Annotated in this window: 10 protein-coding genes, 1 tRNA gene, 1 pseudogene and 2 riboswitches; of the genes and pseudogenes, 5 read left to right on the forward strand and 7 right to left on the reverse strand. The window is 55.3% G+C overall.

What is annotated here, in order from left to right:
* The first annotated feature begins 69 nt into the window (after positions 1 to 69).
* Positions 70 to 1,377, forward strand: a complete 1,308-nt coding sequence (locus tag U2949_RS09650) for an aminotransferase class I/II-fold pyridoxal phosphate-dependent enzyme (protein ID WP_026482728.1) — start codon at positions 70 to 72, stop codon at positions 1,375 to 1,377.
* Between the two features lie 101 nt (positions 1,378 to 1,478).
* On the opposite strand, the gene U2949_RS09655 is transcribed toward U2949_RS09650, so the two are convergent.
* Positions 1,479 to 2,348 carry a DMT family transporter gene (locus U2949_RS09655; RefSeq protein WP_321287402.1) on the reverse strand — a complete coding sequence of 290 codons (870 nt, stop codon included), beginning with the start codon at positions 2,346 to 2,348 and terminating at the stop codon, positions 1,479 to 1,481.
* A gap of 85 nt (positions 2,349 to 2,433) precedes the next feature.
* Here U2949_RS09655 and U2949_RS09660 point away from each other — a divergent pair, with 85 nt between their 5' ends.
* The 3 genes and pseudogenes from U2949_RS09660 to U2949_RS09670 all read left to right on the forward strand — a co-directional run.
* Complete coding sequence (locus tag U2949_RS09660; RefSeq protein WP_026482726.1) at positions 2,434 to 2,943, forward strand: MarR family winged helix-turn-helix transcriptional regulator; 510 nt, start codon at positions 2,434 to 2,436, stop codon at positions 2,941 to 2,943.
* Between the two features lie 39 nt (positions 2,944 to 2,982).
* Entirely contained in the window at positions 2,983 to 4,650 is a 1,668-nt protein-coding gene (locus U2949_RS09665; protein ID WP_321287405.1) for a VRR-NUC domain-containing protein, read from the forward strand.
* Between the two features lie 797 nt (positions 4,651 to 5,447).
* A pseudogene (locus U2949_RS09670) lies at positions 5,448 to 6,824 on the forward strand (ATP-dependent DNA helicase); the annotation flags it as partial.
* Here the strand turns inward: U2949_RS09670 and U2949_RS09675 are convergent.
* The 6 genes from U2949_RS09675 to U2949_RS09700 form a co-directional block, all read right to left on the reverse strand.
* Positions 6,769 to 8,130 carry a D-amino acid dehydrogenase gene (locus tag U2949_RS09675; RefSeq protein ID WP_321287407.1) on the reverse strand — a complete coding sequence of 454 codons (1,362 nt, stop codon included), beginning with the start codon at positions 8,128 to 8,130 and terminating at the stop codon, positions 6,769 to 6,771. The pseudogene U2949_RS09670 and the gene U2949_RS09675 overlap by 56 nt on opposite strands.
* A 48-nt stretch (positions 8,131 to 8,178) precedes the next feature.
* Positions 8,179 to 8,259, reverse strand: a riboswitch (glycine riboswitch).
* A gap of 4 nt (positions 8,260 to 8,263) precedes the next feature.
* A riboswitch (glycine riboswitch) is annotated at positions 8,264 to 8,351 on the reverse strand.
* Positions 8,352 to 8,574: 223 nt separating this feature from the next.
* The gene (gene nadB, locus U2949_RS09680) at positions 8,575 to 10,335 is read right to left on the reverse strand and encodes an L-aspartate oxidase (protein WP_321287410.1); all 1,761 of its coding nucleotides are present in this window, start codon (positions 10,333 to 10,335) and stop codon (positions 8,575 to 8,577) included.
* Positions 10,335 to 11,474 (reverse strand): quinolinate synthase NadA, encoded by a 1,140-nt coding sequence (gene nadA / locus U2949_RS09685; RefSeq protein ID WP_257723082.1) that lies wholly within the window; start codon positions 11,472 to 11,474, stop codon positions 10,335 to 10,337. Before nadA ends, nadB begins: the two co-directional genes overlap by 1 nt.
* 204 nt (positions 11,475 to 11,678) lie before the next feature.
* Positions 11,679 to 12,725, reverse strand: a complete 1,047-nt coding sequence (locus tag U2949_RS09690) for an NADP(H)-dependent aldo-keto reductase (protein ID WP_257723081.1) — start codon at positions 12,723 to 12,725, stop codon at positions 11,679 to 11,681.
* A gap of 82 nt (positions 12,726 to 12,807) precedes the next feature.
* On the reverse strand, positions 12,808 to 14,544 hold the full coding sequence (locus U2949_RS09695) for an amidohydrolase (RefSeq protein ID WP_321287413.1): 1,737 nt from the start codon (positions 14,542 to 14,544) through the stop codon (positions 12,808 to 12,810).
* 289 nt (positions 14,545 to 14,833) lie between these two features.
* Positions 14,834 to 15,250 (reverse strand): YkgJ family cysteine cluster protein, encoded by a 417-nt coding sequence (locus tag U2949_RS09700; protein WP_035267876.1) that lies wholly within the window; start codon positions 15,248 to 15,250, stop codon positions 14,834 to 14,836.
* 460 nt (positions 15,251 to 15,710) lie between these two features.
* Here U2949_RS09700 and U2949_RS09705 point away from each other — a divergent pair.
* A tRNA-Val gene (locus tag U2949_RS09705) sits at positions 15,711 to 15,787 on the forward strand.
* Positions 15,788 to 16,191: the final 404 nt, after the last annotated feature.

A 16,191-nucleotide genomic window follows, 5' to 3' on the forward strand; every position in this document is an offset into this window, starting at 1 on the left:
AGTAAGGAAGAAAAAAAAGATAAACTCGACCCTGCGGGTCGCGCATAAACCATTATGTCATAGGTCAAAATGAATATCCAGGGAAGCAATGCGAAGGAACTTTTCGATGATATCCGACAGCAAGTGGCACTGGGGCGAATCGCTCCGGGCCAGATTTTGCCGCCGGTACGCGAACTGGCTCAAACACTGGGCTTGAACCGCAATACGGTTGCCCTGGCATACAAGCGCCTGGTCTCGGCCGGGGTGGCCGATGCACAAGGCCGTCGCGGTACACGGATCCGTGAAGCGATCCGGGAGCTGGCGCGGGAAGGGCATGGGGCCAGCTCGGCCTTGCAGGATCTGGCCAGTGGCAATCCGGCGCCGGGCTATTTGCCTGCACCTAACCAATTGATAGCCGGGGTGCGCGGTCAAACCCAGGCTTTGTACGGCGCCGACCCGTTGGTGCCCGAATTGCGCGCCGTATGTCAGCAGGTGTTTCATAAAGACACCCCCCCCGATACCGATTACCACGTCAGTTACGGCGCAGTCGACGCGATCGAGCGCTTGCTGCAAGCCTTTTTGCTGGCGGGCGATAAGGTCGGGATTGAAGATCCCGGCTACCTGAACAGCATCAACTCCGTGCATACGCTGGGCTACAAGCCAGTGGGTATTGCTGTTGATAGTGAAGGGATTGTGCCAGCCTCGCTGGAGGCGGCTTTGGAAGATGGTCTGCGCGCCTTGATTCTGACCCCGCGTGCGCACAACCCTACGGGATGTTCATTAAGCCGTGCCCGCGCCAAGCAGATCGAGCAAATCCTGAAACAGTATCCCGAATTGTTGTTGATGATTGACGACCACTTCTGGATGCTGGCCAGCAGCCCTTATCGAAATGTGATTCCTGCCGATCATTTGCGCTGGGCCTTGATCCGCTCGGTGTCCAAAGGCCTGGGCCCGGATTTGCGCGTAGCCTTGGTGGCTTCAGACCTGCAAACCAGCGAGCGCTTGTCGCAACGTCTGGCTTCAGGGGCGCAGTGGGTCAGCCATCTGTTGCAGCAAATGGTGGTTCATGGGCTCACCGATGCCGAGATCAAAGCACAGACGCGTGTTGCACAAGCCGCCTATGTGCAGGCTCGCGCCGATCTGATGCAAGCCCTGAAAAAGCAGGGCATTCCTTTTTGGGATAGCGAGGAAGGCTTCAATCTGTGGATTCCGCTGGATCGGGAAGCCGAGCCGGTACTGGCAGGTTTGGCCGCACGTGGTTGGCTGGTTCGATCCGGACAAGTCTTTGGGGTGAGCAATCCCGCTCAAGGCTTGCGTGTCAGTTTTGCGAATCTGAATGCCAAAGACGCTCAGCGCTTTGCAACCGATTTGGCTCAAGTTCTGCAAGAACGCTATTAGTCACTATCTTGCTGCTTCTAGCGGAGTAGCAAGATAGTGAACTCTCTTACGCGCCCATCCAGATAGTTAATAGGGGCGCTATTTTTATGGGCGCAAGATGCTTATTTGGCGTGACGATTGCTGATCCACTGCACCGCCAGCACACTGCCCATCACCAGAATAATGCCCAGCAGGCTGGAGCCTGTCATGGCCTGACCCAAAATCAGCCACCCCAGAATTACAGCGGTCAAAGGGCTAAGCAGACCCAGCGAAGACACGGCCACAGAGGGTAAAACGGCAATCCCGCGGAACCACAGGGTATAGGCCAGGAGTGCACCGACCAGACACAGGTAGAGATAGCCACCGATTTGCACGCCGCTCAAGGAACTGTCCAGCGGTGGGTCCAGCCACAAGGCCAGAGGGGCCAGCATCAATCCACCCAGCATCAATTGCCAAGCCGTGAAGGCGAGAATGGGCATGCCACTACGCCAGCGATGCGACAGGTACGTGCCCAAGGCCATGCACAGGGCCCCGACAATGGCCGCGACCATACCCCAGGTATCCCATTGGCTCTCTGGCGATAGCAGCAAAATACCCATGCCGATAATGCCGACCATGCAAGCGACCAAGGCCATGGTGACCGGGCGTTTGCCTTCCAAAGCCCAAGCCAGCGCAATCACGATCAAGGGTTGAGCTGCACCCACAACGGCAGCCAACCCACCCGGCAGGCGGTAGGCCGCAACGAATAGCAAGGCTTGAAATGCCCCGATGTTCAAGGCTGCCAGAATCAGGGTCTTGCCCCAATCGCCTGGGGCGGGCATGCGTCGGCTCCACAAGAGCAGCATCACGCCAGCGGGAAAGCAGCGCAAAAAGGCCGCGATAAATGGGCGGTCGGGGGGCAGAATTTCTGTGGTCACAATGTAAGTGGAACCCCAGATGGCGGGGCCTAGTGCGGTCAAGGCCGTCACCAGCCAAAGGGAAAGTCGGTTCATGATGAAAGTATCTTGATGCCGAGATAAATGCCAGTGTAGGGATGATTTATCTTAATATCAAGATAAATATCGAAATCGAGAAATCATGAGCGAAGAACACGACGCGGTAGACCTGATCATCAATCAATGGCGCGAGCAGCGGCCAGACTTGCAGAACCTGGACGCCATGGCCTTGCTGGGCCGCATGACACGCTGCTTTCAACTGGTCCAAAAACAAATGAGCGAGAACTTCAGGCGTCACGGCCTGCAGCTGGGCGAATTTGATGTGCTGGCCAGTCTGCGCCGCTCCGGCCCGCCGTATACCTTGGCGCCTACCGCTTTGTTTTCCACCTTGATGGTCAGCTCCGGCACCATGACGCATCGCTTGCAGGGCCTGGAAAAGCAGGGCTTGATCGAACGCATTGCTGACCCGGAAGACGCCCGCCGTATTCTGGTGCGTTTGAGCCCTGCGGGTCTGGCCTGTGTGGATGCGGTCGTGGTGGATCATTTGGCCAATGAAGAAAATTTGTTGGAAGGGCTGGATGCCACGCAGCGCCAGAACCTGAATACCTTGTTACGGGACTGGATGCGCTTGTTGGAGTCGCGCCCGGCTTGAAGGAGTGCTAAAGTAGCTGGATATATACACAGCCTGCTTATGATTCCGCCCGAGCTTCCTCCTTTTTATTATCTGCACAATTTCCACCAGGTTTTGCAGTGGGTACAGCACGCCAGTTCCGACCTGCTGGAGCCTGAACACGTCCAATGTGGCCATCGCTTTGTGCATGCTTCTCAGCCCGCGCAAGCTTTGTTGGTGCGCTTGCTGATGCGTAAAGGCCCGGTGTTTCGTATCGACAAGCTGCGTTATGCCGAGATCGCAAACCTGGATGCGGCCGTGCAAGAGCTGGCGGCCTGCGAACTGATAGAAACTGATCCTGAACTGGATCTGGAAACTTTGTTTTCCGTCCATACGGTGCCCGAGCTGCGCCGCTTGTTCAGTGAGCTGCCAGCCACCGGGCGCAAGTCAGACTATCTGGAATGGATTGGCCAGACGCAGGGCGAACAGGCCCGGCCTTTTACGCAGTGGTGCACAGATCCTGGCCTGCAAGCCCCGACGCTTCGTCTCTCACCACAAGTCATGCATTGGGCGCAGCGTTTGCAACTGCTGTTCTTTGGCAATCATTACCAGGACTGGTCCGAGTTCGTGCTCAGCGATCTTGGCTTGTATAGATACGAAACTGTGATTCTGGATCAGTCTAGTCGGGCGTTTCGACATAATGAGGACGTGCGCCTGTATGAAACCTTGTCCGAGCTGCGTGATGCGCAAGACGAAGCCGATCCAGATCTGTGGGCCCAACGCTTTGCGGCCGTCCAGGCCATAGAGACCGACAGTGATTGGCTTCAACGGCGCAAGGCAAAAACCCTGTTTCAGCTCGGCCAGCAAGCCGAGCGCCAACATTGGTGGCCTTTGGCCGAGCAGGCCTATGTGCACTCCAACTGGCCGGGCGCCCGTTACCGTCAATTGCGGGTGCTGGAGCGTCAGGACAAGCATCAAGGGGCCTGGCCCTTGTTTTGTCAGGCGTGGGAGCAGCCTGAAAATGAGAGTGAAACCCAGAAGCTGCTGCGTATGCTGCCCCGTCTGCGTCGCAAACTGGCGGTAGAAGCTCCGCCCAGCTTGCCATCCACTAAGCCTACAAGCCGCACGCAACGTAGTGATCTGGTTTTGTTTGATGACGGCAATCGGGTCGAGTCCCAGGTGCTGGCCCATTGGGATAGTCCCTTGGCTCCGGTTTTTTACGTAGAAAATGCCTTGTTCCCGGCTTTATTGGGATTGTTGAGCTGGGATGCCATTTTCGCTCCCTTGCCCGGTGCGTTCTTCCACCCTTACCAAGCCTGTCCGGCGGATTGGGGGAACCCGGACTTTGTATCGCGCAGACAAAACTTGTTTGATCAATCTTTAAGTGTGCTGGACGGTGCAGACTATAAAACCGTGATCTGGCAACGCTGGCAGCAAAAGCGCGGCATACAGTGCCCCTTGCTGATCTGGCCCGCCTTGGATGAATCCTTGATCGAACAGGCCTTGCATTGCATCCCCGTTCAGCATTTACAGCTGGTGTTCAAGCGCATCTTGCAGGATTGGCGGGACAACCGTTCCGGCTTGCCGGATTTGGTGCGCTTCATGCCTGCCCAACAAAGCTATGAATTGATTGAAGTAAAAGGCCCCGGAGACCGCTTACAGGACAATCAGCGGCGGTGGTTAAGTTATTTCGAGCAGCACGCCATCCCTGCACGTGTCTGCTACGTGACCCGGCCTGAATCACTATGAAGGCCTGGACGGTCGGCGTACGCGCCTTATGTGAATTTACCGCCCGCAGCGGGGATCTGGACCTGCGTTTTACACCTGCGGCCACGGCACAAGAAGGTATTCTGGGCCACCAGCAGTTAAAGCTGCGCCGCCCCGAGCACTATGAAGCTGAAGTGCCGCTGTCATATGAGATGGAAGGGCTCTTGGTGCGTGGCCGAGCCGATGGGTTTGATCCCGTCAGCAATTGCCTGGAAGAGCTGAAAACCTATCGGGGTGCTTTTGAGGCCATCCCCGAGCACCATAGACGCCTGCATCAGGCGCAAGCCAAAGTCTACGCTGCCATGTTGTGCCAGGAACGCGATTTGCCGGGGATGACAGTCAGCGTGGTGTATTACCACGTGGACAAGCACAAAGAGACCAGCATTTCGGAGTATCTGGAGCGCGTGGATCTGTGGGCCTTTTTTGAGCAGCAATGCCGCGCGTATGTCGCGTGGGGGCGGCAGGAGCAAAAGCACAGGCTTGCACGCGATCAGGCTTGTACAGCCCTGCAGTTTCCCTATGAGCAGTTTCGTGCGGGTCAGCGGCAACTGGCTGTCGCTGCGTTCCGGGCTCAGCGCGATGCACAGTGCCTGTTAGCGCAAGCCCCCACGGGTATCGGCAAAACCTTGGCAGTCATATTTCCTGGCCTGAAAGCCATGCCGGAGGCGGGGCTGGACAAGCTGTTTTATCTGACGGCTAAAAACTCGGGGCGGCAAATGGCGCTGGACGCCTTGCAGCGCTTAAGCCCGGACGGTGAGGGCGCGTGGCGGGTGCTGGAAATGGTGGCTCGTGACAAGCAGTGTCCCAATCCGGATAAAGCCTGTCATGGTCAATCCTGTCCCCTGGCCGAAGGATTTTACGATCGCCTTCCCGCTGCTCGTCAGCAAGCTCTGGAACAACCCATGCTGACTAGCCAGCGCTTGCAGCAAGTGGCCAGTGAACACCAGGTCTGTCCCTATTACTTGAGCCAGGAAATGCTGCGCTGGGCGGACGCCATTGTGGGCGACTATAACTATTTTTTCGACACGCATGCGGTGCTGTATAGCCAGACTCTGGTCCAGCAATGGCGCAGCGCTGTTCTGGTGGACGAAGCACACAACTTGGTAGAACGCGCCCGTTCCATGTATTCCGCGTCTTTCTCGCAAGTGCAGTTGCGCATGGCGCGTAAAGCCGCGCCTTCGGCCTTGAAGCGTTATTTCGCTCCCTTGACTCGCTTGATGGAGGACTTGATACCCGAGGAAGGCGGCGACCAATGGGGACTGGAAAAAATCCCGGAGGATTTGCTGGAGCAGTGCGAATATCTGGCTGCCCGTTTAGGGGCCTATGTGGCTGAGAACCCCATGCCACAAGACAGCCCCTTGCTGCAGTTTTATTTCGAGTTGCTGTACTTTGTGGACCTGGCCGGACAGTTCGGCTCGCATTCCTTGTTTGATATTTTGGCGCAGCGCGATGGTGTACTCCTGAACCTGCGCAATATCGTGCCTGCTCCATTTCTGGCCGAACGCTATGGCGATGCGCACGGTGTGGTTCTGTTCTCCGGCACCATGAACCCCTCACAGTTTTATCGTGATGTCTTGGGTCTGCCGCCCAGCACAGCAGAGTTGAACGTGGCGTCCCCTTATCGGGCCGAGCAGTTGCGAGTACGTCAATATGTCGGTCTATCCACGCGCTATGCCGACCGGGCCCAGAGCCTGAGCGGCGTTTGCGATATTGTCGGGCAGGCGTATCAGGAGCAGCCGGGCAACTACCTCTTGTTCTTGAGCAGCTTTGATTATCTACAGCAGGTCAGTCAGGCCTTGCAGGAGCGCTGGCCGGATATGCCGCTTTGGCATCAGCAACCGGGCATGAACGATCTGCAAAGAACGCAGTTTCTGGATCGCTTTACGCTGGACGGGAAGGGAGTGGGTTTGGCAGTGCTGGGAGGGGCGTTTTCAGAAGGGATAGATTTACCCGGTAAACGCTTGATCGGTGCTTTTATTGCCACTTTGGGCTTGCCGCAATTCAACCCGGCCAATGAGTCGGTGCGGCAAGTCATGGCCCGGCTCTTTGGGGAGCGGCGAGCCTATGACTATACCTATCTGTATCCGGGACTACGCAAGATTACACAGGCCGCGGGTCGTGTGATTCGCGATGAACAGGATCAAGGCTTTGTGTATCTGCTGGACGAGCGCTATGGGCAGCGGCGGGTGCAGCAGCTGCTGCCGGACTGGTGGCAAATTGAGCAGGTGCGGACTGACGCTCGTTCTGGGCAATCACTTCGGTAATGATTTGTGCGGTAGCGGCTGACAGCGTCCAGCCCAGGTGACCGTGGCCGGTGTTGTAGTACACGCCAGGGCGGCTGCCTGCTTTTACGCGCGGCATCATGTCCGGCATCATGGGACGCAAACCTGCCCACGGTACAACGCGGTCGGTCGCCGCATCGTGGAAGTTGCGACGGGTCCAGTTGGTCAGCGGAGCAATACGGTCGGCGCGAATGTCCTTGTTGGCGCCGTTGTATTCCGCCGTACCGGCCACACGCAGGCGGTCCTTGCCCAGGCGGCTAGTCACAATCTTGGCTTCTTCGTCCAGCAAGCTGACCCAAGGGGCGGCATGTTGGGCTTCCGGCGTATCCAGGTACACCGAGATCGAATAGCCCTTGACCGGGTAGATGTTGATGTAGTCGCCCAGCATATGGGCCAAGTGACGGCTACCCACGCCAGCGCAAACTACCAAGGAGTCCACAGACAGTGTATGGGTGTGGGCTTCAGCGCCTTCACCGGTACGCAGCTGGATACGGTGCGGTGGGCCGCAATCAATACCCAGGACTTCTGTATCTTGCAGGAATTTCACGCCGCGCTTGGCGCAGGCATTGGCCAAGCCGCGTGTGTATTTATGAATATCCCCTGTGGCGTCCGAAGGCGTAAAGAAACCGCCGTAGTAGGTGCCTTGCAGAGCAGGTTCGATCTGGTGGATTTCTTCGTTGGTGACCGTGCGGCGTTCCAGACCGCCTTTTTGCAGCAGTTGGCTGACTTTCTTGCCAGATTCAAAGCCGCCGGGTGTGTGGTAGATGTGCAGAATGCCGCGCTGTTCCAGGTCGAAATCAATGTTTTCGTCCTTGGCCCACTGGTACAGATTCTCGCGGGCGCTAATGGCCAGCTTGACGGTGTCCACGGTGTTGCGCTCGTAACCGGAAATCGCGCCCACAAATTGCGCCATCCAGCTGTATTTATGCCAGCTTGGTTTGGGGTTGAACAGCAGTGGGGCGTCTTTGCGCATCATCCACTTCAAACCCTTGAGAATAGTGCTGCGGCTGTTCCAGACCTCGGCATTGCAAGCGGACAGCTGCCCGCCGTTGGCGAAGGAGGTTTCCATCGCGGGGTAGCGCAGACGGTCGATAACGGTAACTTGATAGCCTTTCAGGCTGAGGGCGTAGGCGGTGGTGATTCCGGAAATACCGGCGCCAATGACGGCAATATGCGACATAACAGGCTCCTGACAGGTGAATTACCACCGAGTAGTGGCAATACCCCATCTGTCCTGTGACCTGAGAGTTTATCCAACCGATGTATCAGGCTGGGCTCCTTCGGTGGGCGTCATGCGCCGCTCTCCAGAGTGTCGGGCTGGTACGATCCTTTTGCCTGAGAGATTCCGGGGTGGTTGCTCCGTCGGCGCCTGACTGAACAGGTCTCTTTCATACCGCCTGTAGTGACGCGACTACAGTAGCTGTGCTTACAAAAGTTTGCAATCAGGGTAAACCGGGAGCTGCATGCAGCGCTTGGAGGGTTTCCATGGATAGATGCGATTGTTGGCTAAGCCCGGGAAGTTGTTGAGACTGCCCGTCCTTGATGCCGAGTTATTACTTACTGTTCGTCTAATTTGGGTCCGATATTTCGTTGATTCCGGAGCGGGGCTTGTTTCTTTATGGACTCAGTCCAAGCGGTAATGTGCACCCAGACTGTGTGGCCGATCCAAGGCTGCCTGGGTTAGCAGCCAGGCAGTGTCCAGTTGCAGGCTGAGGGTTCGTTGGTCGAGGCTGGGGGGGAGAAGGCTAATTTGCCTGCGCCACTGGTCCAGGGTGTGCAAGGCTTGCATCAGTCCTTGGCGATTGCGCAACAGGCCGACATGCTCTTGCATCAAGTTGCGCAAGGCGGGCAGGGAGGGTGGATTGTTTGTGGATGGGCTGCGGTTTTTACTGTTGTCGTTGCTATGGCTATTGTTTTTGCCATAGTGACGTCCTTTGTTGCTGATTATGTTTTCCACTGCATTGGTTGCCGTCGCAGTCATAAGGGAAGGTCTTGGGTTTGGGGTCGAGCGAGAACTAGCATTCAAACTCAAACACCAATTCGGGCTGACACTAGCTTGGGAACTGGAACTGGAACTGGAACTGGAACTGGAACTGGAGTTTGGATTGGAGTTCTTGTATGAACATGAACGTGACATCGAACTTGTATTTTCAATGTCTGTCTCAGGGATCAAAGCTGAACGCTGGTTTCTCTTGCTTCCAGCAATCGCCTCGGCAGCCGCCCGCCCCATGACGACACACTCCAGCAAGGAGTTGCTGGCCAATCGATTTGCCCCATGCAAACCTGTGCAGGCTACTTCACCCACGGCGTACAAACCAGCTACCGTCGAGCGGCCTGACAAGTCTGTTTCAATTCCTCCGCAGCTGTAGTGCGCGGCAGGCGCTACCGGCACCCAATCCTGACGTAAATCCAGTCCTCGCCGCAAACCTTCTTCCAATGCTTTCGGGAAATGCTGCTGCAAAGTGTCCGCACCAAGATGGCGTACATCCAGCCAGACATGGCTGCTACCTTCTTGCCGCATCTTTGCGGCGATAGCACGCGACACAATATCGCGTGGAGCCAGCTCCGCTCTGGCGTCGTAGTCCGGCATGAAGCGGCGACCTTGCTTGTCCAGCAAATGCCCGCCCTCACCACGCAAGGCTTCGGTTAGCAAGAAGGTGGGACCGTCCGCATGCAAGCAGGTCGGATGAAACTGCACAAACTCCAGATTGCGTATCGCCACACCAGCACGCCAGGCTAGCGCAATCCCTTCTCCCAAGGCGCTGTCGGGATTGGTGTTGTGCGCATACAGGCTACCTAGCCCACCAGTTGCCAACACGACATGATCCGCCAACATAGTTTCGTAGCGACGAGTGTGCTTGTCGTAGATATCCACGCCAGCCACCGCGCCTTGTTCATTGCGGCGCAGGGCTAATGCCAGGCAATCTGTACGCTGCTGGATATGAGAGGTTTGAGCCAATTGGGGCAGCAGAGCTTGCATGATGGCGTAACCACTGGCATCGGCCGCGTGTACGATGCGTCGCTGGCTGTGCCCACCCTCGCGAGTCAGGTGCAATTGGCCATCTTCCGTTCTGTCCAGAGGAACTTGCTTTTCCAGTAGCCAATGCACGGCCTCTGGCGCGGCTTGCAAGATCCCGCGCACTGCTTCTTTATCCGAGTGCCGAGCACCCGCTTTCATCGTGTCTTCAATGTGTTGTTCCAGACTGTCCTGGGCACTGAGTACGGCGGCCAGACCTCCCAGGGCCATCGGACTGGCCCCACAGGGAGCGGGGGCGCTGCTGAGCAGAGTCACTTTCATGGTGGAGGGCAAGGATAGAGCCAGACTGGTGCCAGCCAGCCCCGCACCGATGATTAACAACTCCGTCTGTGTTGAGCCTGATTGCATCAAGCAGCTCCTACATGCTGGAACTGCTGACTGTGCTCGGCCAGGTCAGCACTTACGCGCAAATTGTTCTGCTGAGCGGCAGCAAAATCCATCATGCGTTGCAAGGAACGTCGGGCGCCTTCACGCAGGTCAGGATCTACTTGAATGCCAGGGCCTGGTTGACTTAAGCGTTGATGCAGTGCTTCCAGACTGTTCAAGGCCATCCAGGGGCAAAAGGCGCAGCTTTTGCAGGTAGCACTTTCGCCCGCGGTAGGGGCGGCCAAAAAGGTTTTGCCCGGCGCTTGCTGGCGCATGGCATGCAAAATTCCTTGATCGGTAGCAACGATAAAGGTGTCGGTAGAACGATTGATGGCAGCGCGCAGCAGCTGCGTTGTCGAGCCAACCACATCCGCCAGCGCAACCACTGAAGCGGGTGATTCAGGATGCACCAGCACCTGGGCATGGGGGTGCTCGCTTATCAAGGCTTTCAAACCATCGGCCTTGAATTCGTCATGGACCAGACAGGAGCCTTGCCAAAGCAGCATGTCTGCGCCGGTTTGCTTCTGAATATAAGAGCCCAAATGACGATCCGGTGCCCACAGAATTTTTTTTCCTTGGGCATGTAAATGCCGCACGATGTCCAGGGCGATGGAAGACGTCACAACCCAATCTGCCTGTGCTTTGACGGCTGCGCTGGTATTGGCATATACCACCACTTCCCGATCCGGATGCGCAGCACAGAATTGCTTGAAATCCTCGGGGGCGCAACCTAGATCCAGAGAACACGTCGCCTCGTCATGTACGGCCAGTACGCGCTTTTCAGGGCTCAGAATTTTGGCGGATTCAGCCATAAAGCCCACGCCGGCTACCAGGACCGTGCTGGACTCATGCTCCTGCCCAAAGCGCGCCATTTCTAAAGAGTCACCCACGCAGCCCCCGGTTTCCAAGGCCAGGTCTTGAATATCCGGGTCTGTGTAGTAGTGGGCCACCAGTACGGCGTCTTGTTCCTTCAACTGCTTGGCCAGAGCTTGCTTCAAAGTGGCCTTATCGCTTTGCAGATTGAGTTTGGAAGGAACTTCATGCCAGGTAATCTGACGGCTCAAAGCGTCCTTGGCGTCGGGCTGACAGACATCAACGGGGAAATGCTGAATCATGTTCATCCTTGATGCTCATTTTGAGCATAAATAGAATAAAAAAATGGGGAATATGAATCTCTGATCGGAAAGAAGCGCGTCTCTATTGTTATGCTTTTTTTGAGCATAAATAAAAAAACAGCACACTGCAAGCACAAGAACAGGGTAGGGAAAGAAAAAAGAGGGGTACTCCGCCTTGGACGCCTGGGCCCAAGGCGGGGTGAAAGCCAGTTAAGGCGCAGGGTTCGGGGTGTGGTGATGAATAGCGTTGATCTTGGCGACCAACTCATCACTTAATTGAACATCTGCACTGGCGATGTTCTCGCGCAGTTGTTCCAGCGTGGTCGCACCGATCAGGTTGCTGCTGGTAAAGGCTTGCTGGTTCACCCAGGCCAAGGCCAGTTGGGTAGGCGTCAAACCGTATTCGCGAGCCAGTTCGTTGTAGGCCAACGCGGCTTCACGAGCGCGGGGGGCATCGTAGCGGGTGAAACGGTCGTACAGTGTCAATCGTCCTTTCTCGGGACGAGCTCCGTTGTCATATTTGCCCGTCAACACACCCATCGCCAAAGGTGAATAGGCCAGCAGACCAAGGCCTTCATAACGGCAGAATTCGGACAGCCCCTCTTCAAACACGCGATTCAGCAGGTTGTAGGGGTTCTGGATCGTGGCAATCAAAGGCAGAGAGCGGGAGCGCGACAACTCTAGAAAGCGCGAAACACCCCAAGGCGTTTCATTGGAAACACCTATGTGACGTATCTTGCCTTGACGCACAAAGTCATCCAATACCGTCAAGGTTTCCTCGATTGGGATAGTGTCTTCTTCTTTCCACGGGTAGCTGCGCTGCCCAAATGTCACCGTGCTGCGATCTGGCCAGTGCAACTGATACAGGTCCAGATAGTCCGTTTGCAGTCGACGCAGGCTGTCATGCAGGGCTTGCTCCAGATTTTTGCGATCCAGGCTGGTACCGCCATTGCGGATATGACCAGGGCGTTTGGGGTCACGTTGGGGGCCAGCAATTTTGCTGGCCAGAACAATGTCCTTGCGGCGGCCGGTTTTAGCCAGCCAGGTGCCGATATATTGCTCGGTCAAACCTTGTGTAGCCGCCATTGGGGGCACAGGGTACATTTCGGCGGTATCCACCAGATTCACACCCAGTTCCAAGGCAAGGTCCAGTTGAGCGTGCGCATCGGCCTCGCTGTTCTGTTCCCCGTATGTCATGGTGCCCAAGCCAATCAGGCTGACATCCAGGTCTGTATTGCCCAGCTTGCGGTATTTCATTTGCTTCGACTCCCGAAAGCGCAGGGCCGGGCGGCCCTACAAACCGTGCATGGTAGCGTATTTAGCCAGCCTGCCGGGCAGCTTATTTTGCAGCTGTGTACACCAGACGTCCTTGGAAAATAGTCATTAACACCTTGGTGTCGCTGATTTCGCCAGGCTCAATCTTGAACAAGTCCCGATCCAGCACAATCAGATCAGCAGATTTCCCTGTTTCCAAAGACCCTGTTTCTGTTTCGCGGCCCAAAGCCTTGGCACCGTTTTGCGTAAAAATCTGCAGTGCTTCGGTCAGATTCAAGGCTTGTTCAGCGCCCAGTTGTTCACCCTGCCGCTGTCCGAAGGGATTGGCGCGCGTCATCAGAGCTTCAATCGCGGGCCAAGGGTTGTTGTCCTTCACACCAGAGGGCCAGTCTGAGCCGGCAATAATAGTGGCGTCATGATCCAACAACATACGGGCCTGGAACATGTTCCTGCTGCGCTCACCCACTACCGAGCTGATGGCGTCAGTCAAACCGGAGGGGTACCAGATATAGGGAGAAAAGTCGGCGGCTACATTCAGAGCCTTGAAGCGCGGTTTGTCCTGATCGTCCACAAACTCCGAGTGTGCAAGCTCGTGCATCAAACCTTGAGGACCATTGGCGTTGCGTGCTTTTTCAATAGCGTTCAACGCCACGCGAATAGCCCGATCACCCGCGGTATGCATCTTCAAACCATAACCGGCTGCATCCAGGTGAGAGACGACGCGATTCAGTTCATTTTCAGGAACGACCAAGGCCCCCAAGGACAAAGGATCATCCTGGTGAGTATCCGCGTAGGGCTCCAGCATGGCGGCTGTATGTGCCGCGGTAGGAACCCCGTCGGTATAGATCTTGACGTAGTTGGTCTTCAGATCAGGGAGGGCATACTGCTTGCTGATGCGGTCAATTTCAGCAAAATCAAAAACATGCTTGCTGTCCTTGCCCGAGATACGGATGGCGGTGGCGATATGGGCATTCAAACCCTCTTGCTTGGCCAGGTTGTAATACGAGCGCACAACAGCCTCGCTGGCATCGGCATCTTTTAAACCCGTAATCCCGAATTGGTTGGACTCCTGGATGGCATACCGCGCTGCTTTCAGATACTGATCCTCTGTCCAGTCCGGTACAAAAGAGCGGATATAGCTATTGGCCTCGACTAAAACCCCATTGGGTTCGCGGCTATCAAGCTCGTGCCTGACGGTCATGCCGCCAGGAGGCGTAAAGTTGGCATCAATCTGCAAGAGGCCCAACGCCTTGGAGTTGACCCAGGCGTTGTGCCCCGTGTCGTCGGTCAACACAATAGCCTTGTCGCCAGAGACGGCATCCAGCCATGCGCGCGGCGAAGCAATTTTGTGAGTCTTGAAGAAATCACTGTCCCATTGGCCTCCCTGAATCCACAGCGTTTCGCTACGCGCCACGCAGGCTTTCAAGGTGTTTGCCAATACATCCGGCGTTACCGTGAAAGGGAAGTTGCACTGGAACAGATGCTTCAAGCCACCCCATACAGGATGGGAGTGTGCTTCATTGACACCGGGCATAGCCATTTTCCCGCCAAGATCAATCAGCTGAGTCTTGTCTCCACGTCTGGATTGCAGTTGCTCTGTACTGCCCACGGCTTCAATTTTCCCATCACGTATCGCAATGGCTTCAACCCAAACCTGTTCCGGGTTCTGCGTATAAATACGCCCATTCACGACTAGCAGGTCGGCGGCAGGTGAGGCCGCCAATGTTATCGGGCTGATGGTACTGATCCCAGCCAGGCATGCCAATGAGGCAACTGCTAAACGTGAACGACTAAAACGCATGTCTCTTTGCTCCAGTATTGTTATGACTATGTTTGGGGTGTTGGATATAGCTTTCTTGTGTTTTTAAGAGTTAAAAAACCGATAGCCAACACCTCAAGGCTACAGGTCTGGAGCAGGGGTTTCTATAGGTAAAAACACAATGAGAGATCTACGAATATGTCTAAAGTTATTCAAGCAATAAAATATCTCTGAACGTGTGAAAGAAGCTTTATGTGTCAATTGGTGGCCAACAAAAAAGCCTTCACGCATCAGCAGTGAAGGCTTTCCAAGAGAGGCTCAGCTACGGGTGTCAGGCCGCCTCATCATGCTCCGGCAGGGCGGGTGGAGCAGGCAGCGGGCGGTTAGGCAGCAAAGGCAAACCGTGTTTGCTACGCAAACGCTGGCAATCCACATTTGGGCTGCCATCCAGTTCCCAGATTTGGTAGTCACGACAGGGGGTAGGGCGATCCGGATAAATAGCGCAATGAATCCCAGGCTGGCCCAAGGTGCCACGTAAGGCAATACAGCGACCTTCACCTTGCTCGGTTCCTTTCATACAGGCGCGCAGCGGCCCAACCTTGGTGGTCAACTCGACCGGCACCGTACCGCCAGTCTCGCCACTTAACTCACCACTATAGAAAGACACCCGAAAGTGCGAACAGCACACGCCGCAGCTTAAACAGGGGTTTTCATCAAAAATCTCGTCATTGGGCGGCGTATAAAGCACCGCTTCCAGCGTAGTTTCCTGAACGCCGGGTAAATCCAGTAGTGGAGTCGGGGTGGGCGGGAGAGAAGAGCAAGTCATGTGCGTAGGTGTCCCGTAGCAGCTGCAGATCAACTTCAGACGAGATTGATGATCTGCAGGCGTAAAGCAATTATTTTATTTTTGCCCGAAGAACTTGAATAGAAAAATCGTGCGACAGTGGGTTGGCTTGATGCTGGCTGGAGACAGATTGGGTGTATCTATATGTTTCGTAGCTCTGCATTGCCAAGAATGGCCTAGGTTTCTGGAAATTCGCCAGTTTTTTTGTTTAGTACTTATAAAACAATGAATTACAAGATTTTCCAGCCTTGGGGAGCTATTTTTCCAGCTAAGACATATAAAAAAGATCATCTTTTTTATAGAAAAACGCAAAATAGTGTTGACAGCCCCATAGGGAAGATCTATTATTTCATTTCTTCACCGCAGGCGGTTAGCTCAGTTGGTTAGAGCGCTACGTTGACATCGTAGAGGTCGCTGGTTCGAATCCAGTACTGCCTACCAGAATACATGCACACAGCTCCAAGCTGTGCCAAGAAAAGCCCCAAAGATCAATGCTTTGGGGCTTTTTTGTTTTCTACGGCTGTAGCCTGCACTATCAATGCCTATATTGAATCCAGCGCGCGTCTAAGCTCTCTAGGCTCAGGGCTGACCCCAACGGCCCGTAAATGGCGATTACAGATAAACCAGATTTCGTCCCTGTCGTTAGCCAAAATAAAGAAGGCGTCTGATGTCTCTGACGGGTTGAACATCCCCAGGGCACGGTAAGCGGTCTGCATATTGAATCCGCTTTGAAGCGGGGAGGGCTTGGGCCCATCCTTCAGCTCTTGAACACGAAGATATAGTCCCGTCTCTAGTGTGATCATTCAAGCCTCGCTTCTAGTTGCGTTGCTTTATTCTAGGAGCAG

It is taken from the genome of Alcaligenes phenolicus, from assembly GCF_032063905.1.
Lineage (GTDB): Bacteria > Pseudomonadota > Gammaproteobacteria > Burkholderiales > Burkholderiaceae_B > Alcaligenes > Alcaligenes phenolicus.

What these genes read in the sequence shown, in the direction of transcription:
- U2949_RS09655 (WP_321287402.1), bottom strand. Translation starts at nt 2,348, where the DNA reads ATGAACCGACTTTCCCTTTGGCTGGTGACGGCCTTGACCGCACTAGGC.
- U2949_RS09690 (WP_257723081.1), bottom strand. Translation starts at nt 12,725, where the DNA reads ATGAAATACCGCAAGCTGGGCAATACAGACCTGGATGTCAGCCTGATT.
- U2949_RS09675 (WP_321287407.1), bottom strand. Translation starts at nt 8,130, where the DNA reads ATGTCGCATATTGCCGTCATTGGCGCCGGTATTTCCGGAATCACCACC.
- U2949_RS09665 (WP_321287405.1), top strand. Translation starts at nt 2,983, where the DNA reads ATGATTCCGCCCGAGCTTCCTCCTTTTTATTATCTGCACAATTTCCAC.
- U2949_RS09650 (WP_026482728.1), top strand. Translation starts at nt 70, where the DNA reads ATGAATATCCAGGGAAGCAATGCGAAGGAACTTTTCGATGATATCCGA.
- U2949_RS09660 (WP_026482726.1), top strand. Translation starts at nt 2,434, where the DNA reads ATGAGCGAAGAACACGACGCGGTAGACCTGATCATCAATCAATGGCGC.
- nadB (WP_321287410.1), bottom strand. Translation starts at nt 10,335, where the DNA reads ATGCAATCAGGCTCAACACAGACGGAGTTGTTAATCATCGGTGCGGGG.
- nadA (WP_257723082.1), bottom strand. Translation starts at nt 11,474, where the DNA reads ATGAACATGATTCAGCATTTCCCCGTTGATGTCTGTCAGCCCGACGCC.
- U2949_RS09695 (WP_321287413.1), bottom strand. Translation starts at nt 14,544, where the DNA reads ATGCGTTTTAGTCGTTCACGTTTAGCAGTTGCCTCATTGGCATGCCTG.